This is a genomic window from Pelotomaculum terephthalicicum JT, assembly GCF_022410535.1.
Taxonomy (GTDB): Bacteria; Bacillota; Desulfotomaculia; order Desulfotomaculales; family Pelotomaculaceae; genus Pelotomaculum_D; species Pelotomaculum_D terephthalicicum.
In genome coordinates, this window is sequence record NZ_JAKNBL010000004.1 from 1 (window position 1) to 16,288 (window position 16,288).

Here is a 16,288-nt window from a genome sequence, read left to right on the forward strand (position 1 = left end):
GGTTTGCTGCGGGGATAGGCTGCGGTGACAACAGGGGTGCCGTCACCAGCGATACTGAGCGCGCCCATATCCCCGAGCAATCCGAGCCTTGCTGATACCGCAAGAAATTGAGATTGGAAGAAACGGAATAGACGATCCATTGGCAAATCCTTTTGCGTGTTTATATGGCGCATCATCCAGTTGGCTAAGCGCATAATGCGGCCATGTGTTGTTGTTGGGGCTTTTTCACCCTTCTTCTTGCCCTTCTTTGGTTTCCGCTTGCGCTTGTTCATATGAGGCCTAATGCTATTTTTAGAAGCAGCCCATAAACGAGCAAAGAAATCATAGAACGTGCCAACGCCGGGAACGTCACCGGGTTCAAAACCGCTGAGGATAGCATAGAGAGGAACACGGTGCAGTTCGTCAACCCATGCAGTAATGCCGATTTCCGGTTTGGTGAGCAAAAAGAGCAGAAACGAACGGAGCATGGAGGCAGGATCACGGGGTGCAGGACCTCTGGCGCAGTAAAGATCACGAAGTGACGTCGTGATGTCAGCCAGGTTCGTGATCCAGAGCTTGGTGATAAGGGGCCAGTCCTTATTGACGAGAACGAGCAGCCCACCGGCATAGTGTTGTTGCAGTTGTTCGATGACAAAGCTTTGGTACGTTTCATGCAGTTTAATGACAGGTTTCAAAATAAACATCCCAATCGCAATTAGTAAGGAAAAATATTCCTCCTAACCGATTCTGGGGTTATTCTGGAAATGTCAAGTGTTTCCGACAAATTTCACAACAATATTTTAGATCCGAATTCCCAATTGGATGCGGATTTAAAAAAAATTCCTCTATGGTAAGTAGGAGGAATTCAATAACGATGGTTCAAGCAAAGCCTTGTGCCATCTGCCTCGGCGAATGCCGAGAGGCTATTTTTATTAACTGTTGGAATCATAGCGGTTCTATAAAGTTACACCTCCCATCAAAATATTAAAGATTAGATGAATCTGCAAATAATTCCTCTAAAATATTTGTATTTTATAAATAAAATATTAATATGTCGAAACATGACTGTTGTTTAATGGGCTCAAGTTTGTTCTCCTGTCATCAGTCTGTATTTGCACAACACGGCCTTAATGGCAAAGTAATCCACCCCGGCCGGCAATTCTTCCTTGATGGGCCTTAATCTTTGAGCGCCGACCTCTTCAATTTTCTGCAAGATTAAGGCTTCATATTCTTGCGGGATAAAGTCGTCCCAATCGATGTGGTGACCTTCCAGGCCGCACCGGACGAGGTGGTCTTGAATGGTGACCGCGCTCAAGCCTCTTTGTCTGGCAATTTCTGGAATAGTGACGCCTTCCCGGTACAGGTGCAGAGTCATCAGGTGGCTCGGCGTTTCATTGTCCCGCACCTTTTTCCCGGCGGGCTTCCCCTGCCGGAGGATAATTCCCTTTTCGGCCACGTATTTCTGAATCAACTCCAGGAACTGCCCGCCGTAGCTTGCAAATTTCCTTTGCCCGACCCCCTTGATGGACAGCATGGCGTGTTGATCTGCCGGCAGGCGGATGGACATTTCCCGCAGGGTGCTGTCCGCGAAAACTATATAAGGAGGTACTCCCTCTTTTTGCGCAATCTCTTTGCGCAATCCGCGCAATTGTTCAAAAAGTGAGTCGTCCACAGTGGCGGCCGCTTCTTTTATCCTTACCTTGAGCATCACTTTTTCCAACCCTTTCAGGACGGGAAAGGCCCGGGGAGTCAACCTGGCCACGGGGTACTGGCCCTCCGTCAGCTGAATGTACCCTTCGGCAATCAGTACATTGGCAAAGTCGCTGATTTGCTTCAGGGTCCGGTCTTTCATCAGGCCGTAGGTGGACAATTCGTTAAACCCGTAACGCAGCACTTTTTTGTTCAAGGAACCTTTTAAAACTTCCGCCGCCATTGAAATTCCGAACTGTTCCCGCAGGCGCAGGATGCAGGAAAAGAGCATCTGGGCGTCAACTGTTTGATCAACCAGTTCGGTTTTTTCGTTGCAGGTGCCGCAGTTCCCGCATTCCTCCGCTATGCTCTCTTCTCCGAAATACCGCAAAATATATTTTCTCAGGCAGTGCGGGGTATGGCAATAATCTACCATGGCCTGCAATTTCCGGTACTCGTTCAGCTTTCTTTCCGGTGTATATTGCGTCTGCTCGATAAGGAATTTTTGAATCTGGATGTCCTGCGGGCCAAACAGCAAGACACATTCCCCCGGCCCGTCGTCCCTTCCGGCGCGGCCGGCTTCCTGGTAGTAAGCCTCCATGTTTTTGGGCAGGTTGTAGTGGATCACATAGCGGACGTTGGACTTGTCGATACCCATGCCAAAAGCGTTCGTGGCAACCATAATCCGGATGTCGTCGTAAAGGAACTTGTCCTGGCTGCCGGTTCGCTCTTCTTCACTCAGTCCGGCGTGGTATTTTCCTGCGGAGTATCCTTTCTTACAAAGAAACTCGTACAGATTGTCCACTTCTTTCCGGGTCGCCGCGTAAATGATGCCGGCCTCCTCTTTCCGGCCGGCCAAGTACTCCAGTAAAAAGTCCCTTTTGTTCTCGCCCCGGATTACGGAAAAAAACAGGTTCTCCCGGTTGAAGCCCGTTACCACAAGCCGCGGATTGCTCAAGCCGAGCATCTTGACGATATCCTGGCGCACCTCGGCTGTGGCGGTCGCGGTAAAGGCTGCCACAGGCGGCCGGTGGGGCAGTTCCTGAATAAATTGACCAATCGCCAAATAACTGGGCCGGAAGTCGTGACCCCACTGAGACACGCAATGAGCTTCGTCCACAGCCAGTAAAGAAACCGGCAGTGCTCCAACGCTGGCGAGAAACCGGTTTGATTCCAATCTCTCGGGCGCCACGTAAAGCAGCTTGAATTTCCCCCGTTTTGCCCGGCTGATTCTCTCCTCCACCTCCGCATAGCTCAAGCTGCTGTTGATAAAAGTTCCCGGAATGCCCAAACCGTCGAGGGAGTCCACCTGATCCTTCATCAGGGAAATCAAGGGGGAGAAAACCAGGGTCAGGCCGGGAAACAGCAAAGCAGGGATTTGGTAGCAGGCGGACTTGCCGCCGCCCGTGGGCATTATCCCCAAGGTGTCCCTGCCTTGCAGAATGCTTTCAATAATCGGCTCCTGCCCTTTTTTAAAGGAGGAGTAGCCGAAATGTTCTTTTAAAATCGTCCGGGCCTTTTGCAACATCCCTAATTCCCACTTTCAGTTTACGCAATTTCAACTATAATATCGCATTTTTCCTGGACAGAGAAACCCTGCCCCTCTCCAAATCCACCGCTATTACACGCACCTTAACCACATCTCCAACGAAAACCGCGTCCATCGGGTGCTGTACAACAGCCAATTGGTCCATTATTATTTTACAACCATTTCCTCCGCTTAAAATAAACCCCCATTAATATTCCAATAATAACCATGACCGACAAAACCACGGGATAGCTCCAACGCCACTGCAGCTCCGGCATATATGCGAAATTCATTCCATATACCCCTGCGATGAAGGTAAGGGGAATAAATATAGTCGTGATGATCGTCAATACTTTCATCACTTCACTTATTCTATTATTGATACTCGAAAGGTAGATGTCCAACATCCCGGTAATCATGTCACGGTATGTCTCTATAGTGTCAATCACCTGAATCGTATGATCATAAACATCCCTGAGATAAATCCCGGTGGATTCCTTAATCAGCGGCGTATCTCCTCTTTCCAGCCCGCCAATCACCTCTCTTAAAGGCCAAACCGACTTACTGAGAAATAGCATGTCTGTCTTTAACCGATGAATTGACTTTAAAGTGACTGGTGACGGATTTGTCACCAGTCTTTCTTCCAGAAATTCAATTTTTTCTCCCAGTTCTTCCAGCACCACAAAATAGTTGTCGACTATCGAGTCTACCAAGGCATAAAAAAGATAATCCGCCCCCATTTTTCTTATGCGGCCCAATCCACTCCTGATCCGCTCCTTAAGCTGATTAAATATTTCTCCTTCTCTTTCCTGGAAGGAAAGGACATAATTCGGACCAAGGATGATACTGATCTGTTCGGTAACCACACTTTTGCTTTTGCTGTCAAAAAACAACATCTTCAGAATAATATAAATGTAGTCACCGAAATCTTCCATTTTAGGACGATGGCCGGTATTTAAGATATCTTCCAAAAGCAAAGGATGAAGCCCAAAGCATTTACCTATTTTTTCTATTACCTCGACCTGATGAATACCGTCAACATTTATCCATGTCACGGCCGGACTGTCTTTATACAGCTCGCACTCGTCAACGGTCTCAATTTGTTTTTCCTGAAAACTCTGTTCATGATACTCAAACAGCGTTATTTTTATTTCTTCTTTTCTCTCCTCGCCGATATGAACCAGAGTCCCGGGACTAAGACCTGCTTTTTTTGATTCTTGCCCAATGTATTTAGACAACCCAAATCACCACGTTTCTAAAAATCAGGGGGTAAAAGTCAACAGTTCTAATATTTAGGATACCCCCGGCATGACAGATATTTTCGTCAAGCTCTTTTCTACTGTCAGTAGTATTATTCCTTCAGAAAATTAAATGGTTTTTCTAAATAATTCCCTTATTAGTCTTGCGCGAATGGGCTTATCAACTTTATAATCTATCAATAAGTCGAAATTTGGAGGAGCACAAATGCCAGCAAAAAATATACCTTTTTCCAAGGAGCAGCTAAGCGAGATTATCGCACGTTATCCAACCCCATTTCATATATACGATGAAGCAGCTATCCGGGCCAATGCCCGTGAATTGGTGACGGAGTTCGCCTGGGCGCCGGTATTTAAGGAATATTTCGCCGTAAAAGCCACACCCAACCCGTTTATCTTAAAGCTCTTACACGAGGAAGGTCTTGGCGCAGATTGCAGTTCTCTGGCGGAGTTGATCCTGGCTGAAAAATCCGGCATTCTAGGTGAGGAAATCATGTTTACCTCGAATGACACACCTTTTCAAGAATACCGCCTGGCCAGGAGACTCGGCGCGGTAATAAACCTTGACGATATCACCCATATTGAATACCTGGATAAGCACGCCGGTCTGCCGGAGCTGCTATCCTTCCGTTATAATCCCGGGCCGCTCCGGTCCGGCGGCAACTCCATTATCGGCAATCCGGAGGAATCCAAATACGGCCTCACCATGGAACAGCTAATGGATGCTTACAGGATCGTTCAAGCCAAAGGGGTCAAGCGCTTTGGGCTGCACACCATGATTATTTCGAATCAGTTGGATCCCAACTTTTTTATTGAAACTGCCAGCATGATGTTCGATCTGGTCGTGGAAATATATCGTTCACTGGGTATTCGCATGGAGATGGTAAACTTTGGCGGTGGTATCGGCATACCATACCGTCCGGAGGAAAAGGCAGTCGACCTGGCCTATTTAAGCAAGGGCATCAGACGTGTTTACGAGGAAAAGATCGTTTCCAACGGCCTGCACCCTTTGAAACTGACCATGGAAAGCGGCCGGATGATCACCGGACCTTACGGGTGTCTGGTTTCTACAGTGCTGCACAAAAAGAAGATTTATAAAAATTACGTCGGACTGGACGCCTGCATGGCCGATCTCATGCGTCCCGGCATTTACGGCGCGTATCATCACATCACGGTAGTCGGCAAAGAGGACCAGCCGCACGATCATATTTATGATGTTACTGGCTCACTATGTGAAAACAACGACAAATTTGCCATTGATCGCAAGCTGCCGGCAATTGAGGTCGGTGATATTCTGATCATTCATGACACCGGCGCACACGGACACGCCATGGGATTCAACTACAACGGCAAGCTGCGGCCGGCCGAGCTGTTGCTGCAAACCGACGGAAGCGTGAAAATGATCAGGCGGGCCGAAACAGTCGAAGACTACTTTGCCACCCTTGATTTTTCCGGGCTGTAACTCCGAATCAGGGATTCCGAGTCAGGAGCGGGGCAGGGGACGATTCTCCGACTCACGCCTGACTCATTGCTCCAAAACCATTGCTCTATTCCAATTACACAGAATCATATATCATTAGATCCCTGGAACATATCTCCCGACATCAAGCACTGTGGCATAAACCATAAGACCAATTAAAAACACCCAGCCGACTAAGGCGAGTGGAACATGCAGCCGTAAAAACTTCGGGTGAATTTTTTCCAGCAGGTACAATATAATTTTCCCACCGTCTAAAGCGGGAATTGGCAGCAAATTCAGCACAGCCAGGTTAAGACTTAGAATAATTGAAAAATCCAATATTCTCAGCACATCTACACCTACATACTGTCCGCCCCCTACGACAATTCCAACAACGCCGGAGAGTTGTTCGGAATTGGAGAACAAGGTTGGAATTGCGATTATAAAATTCACCAATAAACCCGACGTCTGTAAAAATGGTTTAATAAAAATACCGTTTAATGAAAAACCCGAAGCCATAACATTCATTATCCCGAAGAAAAACAAAATGAGGATTATGTTTGCAACCGGACCGCCAAGTGAAAATATCAGTCTCTTATATATGGGGATTTGAAAAAATTCGGCTTCATCTTCGATTTCAGGCAGCACATATCCCCCTATGGGGATCAACGACAGCCAATATTCAGTATCTCCTCTTTTGCATCCCCACAACTTGGGGCCAAAACCAATCGAAAACCGGGCAATAGGCACTTTCAACCAGCGCGCCGCAAGAAAATGTCCCAGCTCATGAGCAGTGATCAGAAAGCCAATTAAAAAAACAACAACAAGGTATGTCATCACAATTTTCTCCTCTCATTTTCAAGAAAATAAGACAATTTCAGTATAACATAGTTTTCTTCAGTGATATTATAAATTCTGTCCCTCCCCTGTTTTTTTTGTTATAGTGTGATCATACAAGCATATCTTGCATAGCCGGCAAACTTTTAAAAGCGAGTGGTTAATCAATGGATAAAAACGATCCGTTATTAGAAGAAAATTTAGAAGATGGAACCGGCTCACCAACGGAAGATTTCGAGGAAGCTCCAAACCGGCGTTCCCCGTTGCTGCGCCTGGTGGCTCTGATTACTGTCCTGGCGTTTATCGGGCTGGTTGTTGCTACGTCGTGGCCCGATCAAAAGATTCCTCTGGCTGAGCTTGTCAGCAAATCCTACCAGCTTAAGAATGACACCAGTACCGATCTGGCGCAGGCTGTGGTGCTAATCAACGTGCTTTCCCGCAGTCAAGGCGCTTCTATCGCCGTAGAGCAAAAAACCGGCACCGGGTTCAATATCGATCCAAGCGGAGTAATAATAACAAATCACCATGTAATTGAGGACACCTTAAATATGACTATAACGTTTCCTGACGGAAAAGTGTATAAAGCCGCGCGCTGGTCGAGCAAGCCGGAATCCGACTTGGCGGTAATTGTTTTAGAGGCGGAAGGACTTCCGGCGGTACCTGTCGGTACAACAACACCACCCGCTCCGGGTGATAAAATCAAGTTGGTGGGAAATCCATTGGCGCTTAACAGCATAATGGTTGAAGGAAATGTCGGACAGTACCTGAGAGTAAAGGATATGCAGGGCAAAATATTCAGTATCGACGCCCCCATTTATCCGGGCAACAGCGGCAGCCCTGTGTTCAATATGAACGGTCAGGTTGTGGGAGTGGTTTTTGGCAGCATAAGCTGGCAAGAAGGCGGAAATGAAAAGGCGGCCGGTGTAGCCGTGACCATTGACGAAGCGCTGGCTTTGATATCAGCGCTTCATATGCAATAATTCTTATTATAACCTGATGTTGTTTTGAATTTCTTCCTTATTCTAAACAATATACCACTTTGCATATCAGGATTCTTTCAAATATCTATTTATAACCGACTAATTAGTCAAAAAGGCTGACTTGCTTGTATTGAGGCATTTTCTTTTGCGTAAAAGTCTTCTCTCTGATAAGCTGCTCTTCAGATATGTCGGCAGTAAAAGGAGATGGAGTACGGGACGTCAAAAGTATGAGCTCATCCCTTGCCCTGGTCATCCCGACATAGAAAAGCCGTCTCTCTTCGTCAATATCAAAGTCGGGGTTGCTGTTCCTTAGAGGAATCATGCCGTCGTTTACGCCGCAAATAAATACTATGGGAAATTCAAGACCTTTTGCCGCATGCATGGTCATTAACGAAACCGCCTCCGGAGAATAAACCTTGCTGCCGCTGCGGACAACATCACTTTCGCGGCCCAACACAAGGTTTTGCATAAAGGAAGACATTTTGTTATGCATAACAGACGAGTTTAAAAGCAGTTCCAGGCACCTGACGCCTGACATACTGTTGTCGTTAATCCAGGAATCTAAAATCTTCCACGGCTTTTCTTTATTGATCACAGGTTCATATTTCCTCAGCATTTCCATGAAATTTTGTGGTTTGCCCGGTTCATGCGGCGGCAGTTCAGTCCTTTCCATAATCCTTATGAGGGATGGAACGCTTTTCTCACCTGCAACGTAGCTTTCCAGAACTTTTTGGTTCAGGTCTGCCGAATATATGTTTTTTGCTTTAAGGTATAACAATAGGGAAGCGATATCCCCGGGGTTGAGCAAAAACCTGAAAAACGCCATCGCCTCACGGACCAACTTATCTGCGAGAAACTCGTCCCGTCCCACGACCACATACTGGATACCCTCTTTTAAAAAGCACTGCTCCACAATTTCCGCCTGGCGATTGGTGCGGTATAATACGACAATATCGGAAAATCCTCTTGGTTGGTTTGCCGCAGGCCTTTTTCTGCGGGGTGCCGACAGTGTCTGTGTGTCAAGCATATCGATACCGCCAACCATACGGTTTATCTCCTTTGCCACAAACAGTGCCTCCGAAAATTCATCCTTGGTTTCTATGAGACGTACCTTTGCCCCGCTTTCCCTTTTTGCGTCGAGGGAACAGGCGCGCCCCCCCGCGGCTTTCTTTGAGATTACCGATTCGGCACTAATGATTATCTCGGGTGTTGAGCGGTAATTCCAAGTCAGCCGGACTTGCCGGAGGTCGGGGAAATCTGCTTTAAACCTTTCAAAATAACGGAAATCCGAGCCCCTGAAACCATAAATGGACTGGTCGGGGTCACCTATAATAAAAATACTCCCGCTTTTCTCACCCCATTTTTTGATCAAGCGGTATTGAATCCCGTTTATATCCTGGAACTCATCCACCAGCAGGTATGAGAAAGAGTTTGCCAGGCTCCTCTCTGATATACTTTCTGTGTTTGCAGACTCAAACCGCTTGAGCACTTCAAGCAGAATATCGTCATAGTCCATTACACCGTAACGTTCAAGCTGTGCGCAATATAAAGCGTATACCTCTGCCGGAACATCCGTTTTTTGCTGATCTCCTGCCGGCGCAACACCGCTTTTAATCAGCGATATTCTTCTCATGACATCCCTTGGAGAAATTTTCAACTGCATGTCCTTTAATATTTCTTCGATTATTGAAACGGCATTATATTCATCAATAATAGTTTTGTTATTCTTGCCTCTCCACTTGGACAAAATTTGCAGGCATATGGAGTGAAATGTTCCTATTGTCATTGCACCTGCCGTCCGCTTGTTCCCGAAATGCTTCTCCAGACGGACGCGCATCTCGTTTGCCGCCTTGTTGGTAAAAGTAACGGCGGTTACCTGCGAGGGATCTATACCGCATTTCTCAACAAGGTAGGCGATACGGCATACCAGTGTTTTGGTTTTTCCGGTTCCAGGACCGGCGATTACCGCAATTGCCGGGCTGGCGGATGAAACGGCTTCCCACTGCTCTCGGTTCAACCCGTAGGGAAAGCCTGAAGGAACGGTTTTAATAGTGTCCCCGCCGTTATCAGGCGGATAGGTATCTGCTAAAACCGGCGCCGGTTCCGCTTCATTTGCCGAAACCTTTATGTCCTCAATAGTTTTGGGTATATCGTTAAAAAAGCACAACTGGCCGGAAAGCATGTCTATCTCGCTTTTATCCATTATTTTGATTCTGCCGTATTCCCCGTCAAATCCGGGTTGTATCTCAACCTTGCCGCACCTCAGCCTGCGGATGCCTTCAGCTATGCATGGCCCTGCCGCCAGCTCAATATCGTTCAGCGGCGCCTCACGCAGTATAAACAACTCCGGTCCGAGGTTCCGAATAAGGTCATCGTACTTTTTCTTTACCTTCATACTGGCAGCGGTATAACCTATTGAGGCGGCTACCACCTCATGAAGCGGAACAAGGCTTTCAAAATGCTTTGCCGCCGGTGGTACGAACCCTTCTTCCCTGTCTGCAAGGGCTTCAACCCGGTGCAGCACTCCGACTGTGATCCTGCCGCCGCATACAGGGCATACGCCTCCCGCTGCTTTTGTATCCGCAGGCTTCCAGCACACCTTGCATGCCCTGTGCCCGTCATAGTGGTATTTGCCTTCCTCCGGGAAAAACTCCATCGTGCCGTGAAATTTCTTTGTGCTGCGGCTTTTTAAAGCATCCAACACGCCCTGATAAGAAAGCACGGTATCAAAGATATTTGCTTCTCTGCCCAGATTGGCCGGGGAATGCGCATCCGAGTTGGAAACCAGCGTGAAGTCATCCAGCGCGGAAAGGCGCCAGTTCATGGGCGGGTCCGAGGAAAGGCCCGTTTCCAGCGCATAGATATAGCCTGCGAGGTCCCCGAAACACTCCATAATGTCGTCAAAGCCGGAATAGGCGCCGTACAGTGAGAAATGCGGGGTCCATATGTGAGCAGGTATAAATATGGCCTCCGGGCACATATCAAGCACTATTTCCAGCAGATCCCTGCTGTCAAGGCCCAATATCGGCCTGCCGTCAGAATGCAAATTGCCTATGGCCTCAAGCCGGTGTGATATTGATTCGGCATGTTCCAGGCCGGGTAGTATGATCAGGTTGTGAACCTTTCTTACTCTTCCGTTTTTTTTGTATATTGAGCTGATCTCGCCGGAAACAATGAATTGAGGTTTAAAATCTGCTCCCGCGACTTTATCCTCTTTGCGGAAATCATTCTTAAGGGTATAAAGGCCTTCTCCCGAGGGGACAAGCTTCTCCTTTAATTCCTCACGCCAGGCCGGATGAGTGAAATCACCCGTGCCAATAACGCCGATCCCTTTACGCCGCGCCCAAAATTCAAGCACTTCAGGTACGCAATCCCTGCTTGTAGCTCTTGAGTATTTTGAATGTATATGAAAATCAGTTATAAACATTTAATTACACCTGCTTTTTATAATTTATAAAAAGCTTTATTTCCATTTTTATCATGTAATAACAAGTAATACCACAGTTTTTATTACATTTATCCAGATTTACCCTCTTTATTTTGCCACTTTTTTGCATAGACATCAACCCTGTCTCTTAACAATGACATAAACAGATACGTAATACTCCAGTTGCCCATTGCCTGAATCGGGTTGCTCCGATCTGCAACTAGATATTACAGTATCTTGTATTATAAATATAGTTCGTGCTATTCTATATCAGACATACCTTCAGGAATCCCAGGAAGGCCCCCCGCGAAAATCATTCAGGCTGCTGTTGCCAGGAACGATAGGAGAAGACAATTACTGTTTATGCGGTACTAGCGGTTGTTGTATTAGTTGTTATTTTCACCGATCGTATGTGGCGGAAAAAAGGCACTTGATTAAGCATGAAGCGGTGAAACCTCACTTCATACGCTCAAGATGGCCGTCGACGATCAACTCCGGATTCATGCTAATCTATTTCTATTTTTTTAAGAACCTCATATATGTTAAGATCGCCTAGAACATGCCCATCCTTATCTACCACTGCTGCCTCCTCAACATTTTTATCCAGCATTAATTGGAAAGCCTCTTCTAAAGACTGATCTATGTCAACAACAATGGCAGGCCCCATAATATTTTCTGCAACTAAATCGGGAGAAATATATTGAAAAAGTGTATTTACAGAATATGGTTTATTTCCGGTCAATGCTTTTTTTATAGCTACATAATTCATAATTTTTCTTAGAGTTATCCTCCCGACAATTTGTTTATAATCATCTATAACATAAGCACATCGACAAATGGGCACCTTCTGCATTATAAACTTTTTATGAATAGATTTTATTTTCTCATTTTTATGCACAAGAATAGGTTCCACCATAAAATTCTTGAAAACATCGGAAATTGTAATCATTATTATTAACAACCCCCAATCCAAATGAAAAAAGTAGTTGTCAGCAGCAAAAAACCGGTCAACCACTTTTTTATACTTAAGTATATTTACTGCACAAAAGATAAATCCCTCCATTTTTCTTTAAATATACATAATAACAGTTCTTTATTCTGACCATTGAAATCATTGTTTATTGAACTCATCGTCACCAAAAACCTAATTATTGTTCCCTATCGTTTACATTCGTGTTATAATTTTTTTAACAGCAAAAAAAAGAGGTGTATTACTTTAATGAGTATGTTGGGAAAATATATTGCTGACCAGAGAACGACAAAAAATCTTTCTATGCGAAAACTGGCTAATCTTGCCAAAATAAGCCATACTGAAATACACCGCCTGGAAGCCGGCGAAAGAAAAAACCCCTCGCCCTTTGTCCTGAAATCTATTGCCCATGCCCTAGATTTAAATTTCGAGGATATTATGGAGGCGGCAGGATATACAGATAATTTTTTATCTGCTTCAGTTTCACCGGTAAGTTTACCTGGAATTGAAGAGCTGGATGAAAAAGAACTGGAAGAGGTGAGAGACTTCATAGATTTTTTACGTAGCAAAAAGAGGTTAAAAAATATAACTTGAAAGGAAGTTGCATTTGAATATACTTTTTGAGAAATTCAAAGAAGTAATATTTTCCGTCCTGCCCATCACAGTTATTGTTTTGGTATTACATTTTACCCTTACTAATCTGGAAACACCCCAATTAATCAGATTTCTTTTCGGCGCTTTGCTCATAATTATCGGACTATCTATTTTTTTAGTTGGAGTAGACAAAGGAATCACTCCCATTGGCAATCTAATGGGAGCAACTCTCACGAAAACCAATAAAATATGGATCGTAGGCGTTGCCGGGCTCATTCTTGGTTTTTTTATTTCCATTGCCGAACCTGATTTGCATATCCTGGCGGGGCAAGTGGATTTTGTTACAGGCGGTGTGATACCAAAGTTTACCATTGTTGTCATTGTATCTGTCGGTATAGCAGCACTCCTCACCCTGGGTTTAATAAGAATAGTTTATAATATACCTTTATATAAACTTCTAAGCATACTATATTTAATTGTTTTTGTTTTAGCTATCTTTACTTCACCAGAATTTCTCGCCATATCTTTTGATGCTTCTGGTGCCACCACCGGTGCCCTGACCGTTCCCTTTATTTTAGCCCTTGCCTTAGGTGTTTCCACATTAAAAAAGGATAGTAAGGCTTCCGAAAAAGACAGCTTCGGTTTAGTTGCTATTACATCTGTAGGTGCTATAATAGCTGTAATGGTGATGAATATTATCGCTGGAACAGATGAAATCTCAGGAAGCCTTGAATATAGCGCCTTTGAATCAGCTTCAATTATCGCACCATTTATTCATGAACTGCCAATAATAGCGGGCGAAATTATTTTGGCACTGCTGCCTATCATAATCCTGTTTATAGTTTTTCAAAAGATATCATTTAAACTGCCCCGAAGATCCATTCATAAAATTATAAAAGGACTTGTGTATACATTTTTAGGGCTGGTCTTGTTTTTAGTTGGTGTAAACGCAGGTTTCATGGATGTGGGCAGTGTTATAGGATACAGCGTAGCATCTCTGGAAAACAAGTCTTATGTGGTAATTATCGGATTTGTTCTGGGTTTGGTAACCATATTAGCCGAGCCCGCCGTTCACGTACTAACTCACCAGATAGAAGAGGTTACAAGCGGATATGTCAAAAGAAAAGTGGTATTAGTAGCTTTATCTATTGGAGTTGGTGCAGCAATTGCCCTGTCCATGGTCAGAATAATCATTACCGAGGTACAATTATGGCATTATCTATTACCGGGATATATAATCGCCATTGCCATGAGTTATTTTGTACCAAAGCTATTTGTAGGAATTGCCTTCGATTCCGGAGGTGTTGCTTCCGGGCCTATGACAGCAGCTTTTATCTTGGCTTTTGCCCAAGGTGTGGCGGAAGCAATTGAAGGAGCAGATGTTTTAAGAGAAGGATTTGGCATGATTGCAATGGTAGCTTTAACGCCATTAATTGCTTTACAAACCTTGGGTTTTATTTTTAAAATAAAGTCCGCCAAAGGAGGAATGGAAGCTGATGGAGCTACAGAATTGTCCCGATAAAAAAGAATTTGAGCTGATTTGTATTATTGTAAATTTCGGCTTAGGAAGTAAAGCCATCAAGATTGCCAAAAAAAACGGAGTATCGGGAGGGACAGTTCTTTTAGGCAAAGGAACAATTAAGAACCGTTTTTTAGAGTTTCTGGAGTTAAATGACACAAGTAAAGAAATTGTCTTATTGATCGCTGACAAAACAACAGCTTACCAAGCTCTGACAATACTGAATAAAGAATTAGCTTTCCATAAACCCAATCATGGTATAGCTTTTACTATCTCTGTTGCCGACTTGCCGGGAAACAGAAGCTACCAATACCAAGATAATAAAGGAAAAAAAAGTGAGGGAAATACCATGTATCAGGCTATTTTTACCATCGTAGATAGAGGAAATGCCGAAGATGTTATTGAGGCGGCAAATAAGGGTGGCGCTAGAGGAGGAACTATTATTAACGCAAGAGGTTCCGGGATTCATGAAACGCATACCCTGTTCTCCATGGCGATAGAGCCGGAAAAAGAACTGGTAGTGATAATAAGCAAGAAAGATCAAATAGATTCAATCGTTGCTTCGATTAGAGAGCATATTCATATTGATGCACCGGGAAAAGGGATCATATTTATCCTTGACGTAAACAAAACTTACGGTTTATTTTAATACTTTATATAAAGCCTATCGTTTAAATTATCCACACCATATTTCCTTCCAAGCGTTGTCAATAAAAACTTTTTACAAATAATACAGTCCTACTTATGCTGGCAACTTGGTTTATAGGGATGATGAAAGCCGCAATTTATGCGGCTTTCATCGTTTAGCAAAATATAGCCAGCTTCAATTCGGCTGAACTGATGCTTGACGATTTTGCAATGCAAGTCAGGATTTCTTAACAGCTGGCTTAACCTTAGACTTCTCCTTCAACGCCAAGCTGCCATCCTTTACAACTTCATCTCCGGCTGACAGGCCGTCGGTAATTTCAATGTTATTTTGATCGCTGATGCCGGTCTGCACGGGACGGTGGTAAACTTTTTTGTTGATCACAACCATGACTTCCTTCTGGCCGTCTCCGGTGGTGCGTACCGCCTCCCGGGGCAGCGTCAGTATATCCTGACGGCTCAGGGTTTCAATGGCAACTTTTACCTCATAGCCGGATTTCAGATTGGCCTGATCCGGCAAAGCAACGATTACCGGCACGCGGCGCTGCAAAATACCCAGGGCAGACTGTTTTTCCTCGGCGCGGGGATATATTTGCTTCACTTCACCCGTCAGCACTTTCTGACCCAGTACCGGAGCAGTAACGGCAACTTTTTGCCCCACTTTGACATCCGCCAGATCGTCACTTAAAATGTCGGCTTTAATCTCCAATTGTTCCGGAATAGCCACGCTGACCAGCAGAGTGCCGGCGGTTATTACCTGCTCCTGCTTGACCGGCAGGTTCAACACCATGCCGCCGACAGGACTCTTTACCACCAACTGCTGCTCTTTGGCACCATATTGCTGCAGCAACTGATTCAGACCGTCGGCCTGCGCCAGGGCGGTGTCCAGCAGGGATTGCTGCTCGTTTAAACTTTGCTGTGTTGTTTCCACCTGCAGTTTGGCCTTGTCATAATCCGTCTTGGCGACGGCTCCCGCCTGAAAAAGTTCTTGCATACGGTCAAGATTCTGTTTGGCATCGTTGAGTTCCAGTTGAATACGCTCCATAGCGGCCCGGGCGCCGTTGGCAGTGGTCTGGGATTGAGACAGTTGGGAGCGCGCCTCGCTAATTTGCGCTGCCAGGTCCAAATTTTCCAGCAAGACAAGGGTTTGCCCCTGATGAACCGGCTGGCCTGTTTCCACCGGCACTTGAACAACCCTGGCGCTTTGAGTGGCATGAATGTCATAATCCGTCGCAGGCTGCACATAGCCACTATCTGTTACCGTACAAATAATGTTGCCCTGACTCGCCTGCACTGTTTCAACCTCCTGCCCGCCCCCGGCAACCGCCAACACGGCTATCACCAGGACGGTAAGGACTCCGGCCCCCAGGCAAAATTTTTTCTTACGCTTCATAACTCAACCCCT

The 16,288-nt window shown here is 45.3% G+C and carries 12 protein-coding genes and 1 pseudogene; 5 read left to right on the top strand and 8 right to left on the bottom strand.

The genetic code is table 11. The annotated features are described in order from the left end of the window. The 4 genes and pseudogenes from L9W92_RS04350 to corA all read right to left on the bottom strand — a co-directional run. Nucleotides 1-683, bottom strand: a pseudogene (locus tag L9W92_RS04350) (hypothetical protein); the annotation flags it as partial. 377 nt (nt 684-1,060) lie between these two features. Continuing rightward, nucleotides 1,061-3,196, bottom strand: a complete 2,136-nt coding sequence (recQ, locus tag L9W92_RS04355) for a DNA helicase RecQ (RefSeq protein WP_240082531.1) — start codon at nt 3,194-3,196, stop codon at nt 1,061-1,063. A 34-nt stretch (nt 3,197-3,230) separates the two neighbouring features. Then, on the bottom strand, nt 3,231-3,353 hold the full coding sequence (locus tag L9W92_RS04360; RefSeq protein WP_240082532.1) for a S1 RNA-binding domain-containing protein: 123 nt from the start codon (nt 3,351-3,353) through the stop codon (nt 3,231-3,233). A 16-nt stretch (nt 3,354-3,369) separates the two neighbouring features. After that, on the bottom strand, nt 3,370-4,434 hold the full coding sequence (corA, locus tag L9W92_RS04365) for a magnesium/cobalt transporter CorA (protein WP_240082533.1): 1,065 nt from the start codon (nt 4,432-4,434) through the stop codon (nt 3,370-3,372). A 226-nt stretch (nt 4,435-4,660) separates the two neighbouring features. Between corA and L9W92_RS04370 the strand changes: the two genes are divergently transcribed. Then, nucleotides 4,661-5,914, top strand: a complete 1,254-nt coding sequence (locus tag L9W92_RS04370) for a diaminopimelate decarboxylase family protein (RefSeq protein WP_240082534.1) — start codon at nt 4,661-4,663, stop codon at nt 5,912-5,914. Nucleotides 5,915-6,028: 114 nt separating this feature from the next. On the opposite strand, the gene L9W92_RS04375 is transcribed toward L9W92_RS04370, so the two are convergent. Then, nucleotides 6,029-6,748, bottom strand: a complete 720-nt coding sequence (locus L9W92_RS04375; RefSeq protein ID WP_240082679.1) for a site-2 protease family protein — start codon at nt 6,746-6,748, stop codon at nt 6,029-6,031. 167 nt (nt 6,749-6,915) lie between these two features. On the opposite strand from L9W92_RS04375, the gene L9W92_RS04380 reads away from it, so the two are divergent. After that, nucleotides 6,916-7,728 carry a S1C family serine protease gene (locus L9W92_RS04380; RefSeq protein ID WP_240082535.1) on the top strand — a complete coding sequence of 271 codons (813 nt, stop codon included), beginning with the start codon at nt 6,916-6,918 and terminating at the stop codon, nt 7,726-7,728. A gap of 103 nt (nt 7,729-7,831) precedes the next feature. Here the strand turns inward: L9W92_RS04380 and L9W92_RS04385 are convergent, their stop codons facing one another. After that, entirely contained in the window at nt 7,832-11,155 is a 3,324-nt protein-coding gene (locus L9W92_RS04385) for a UvrD-helicase domain-containing protein (protein WP_240082536.1), read from the bottom strand. A 505-nt stretch (nt 11,156-11,660) separates the two neighbouring features. Then, nucleotides 11,661-12,104 (bottom strand): CBS domain-containing protein, encoded by a 444-nt coding sequence (locus L9W92_RS04390; RefSeq protein ID WP_240082537.1) that lies wholly within the window; start codon nt 12,102-12,104, stop codon nt 11,661-11,663. Nucleotides 12,105-12,374: 270 nt separating this feature from the next. On the opposite strand from L9W92_RS04390, the gene L9W92_RS04395 reads away from it, so the two are divergent. Genes L9W92_RS04395 through L9W92_RS04405 form a run of 3 tightly spaced genes read left to right on the top strand, consistent with a single transcriptional unit; the run spans nt 12,375 to nt 14,887 of the window. Further along, nucleotides 12,375-12,719, top strand: coding sequence for a helix-turn-helix domain-containing protein (locus L9W92_RS04395; RefSeq protein ID WP_240082538.1), 345 nt, complete (start codon nt 12,375-12,377; stop codon nt 12,717-12,719). A gap of 13 nt (nt 12,720-12,732) precedes the next feature. Further along, nucleotides 12,733-14,241, top strand: a complete 1,509-nt coding sequence (locus tag L9W92_RS04400; protein ID WP_240082539.1) for a DUF1538 domain-containing protein — start codon at nt 12,733-12,735, stop codon at nt 14,239-14,241. Continuing rightward, a complete protein-coding gene (locus L9W92_RS04405) occupies nt 14,216-14,887 on the top strand; it encodes a P-II family nitrogen regulator (protein ID WP_240082540.1) in 672 nt (223 codons plus the stop codon). The genes L9W92_RS04400 and L9W92_RS04405 overlap by 26 nt, the downstream gene beginning before the upstream one ends. A gap of 216 nt (nt 14,888-15,103) precedes the next feature. Here the strand turns inward: L9W92_RS04405 and L9W92_RS04410 are convergent, their stop codons facing one another. Next, nucleotides 15,104-16,276: an efflux RND transporter periplasmic adaptor subunit gene (locus L9W92_RS04410; RefSeq protein ID WP_240082541.1), complete on the bottom strand. Its 1,173-nt coding sequence runs from the start codon at nt 16,274-16,276 to the stop codon at nt 15,104-15,106. Nucleotides 16,277-16,288 lie beyond the last annotated feature (12 nt).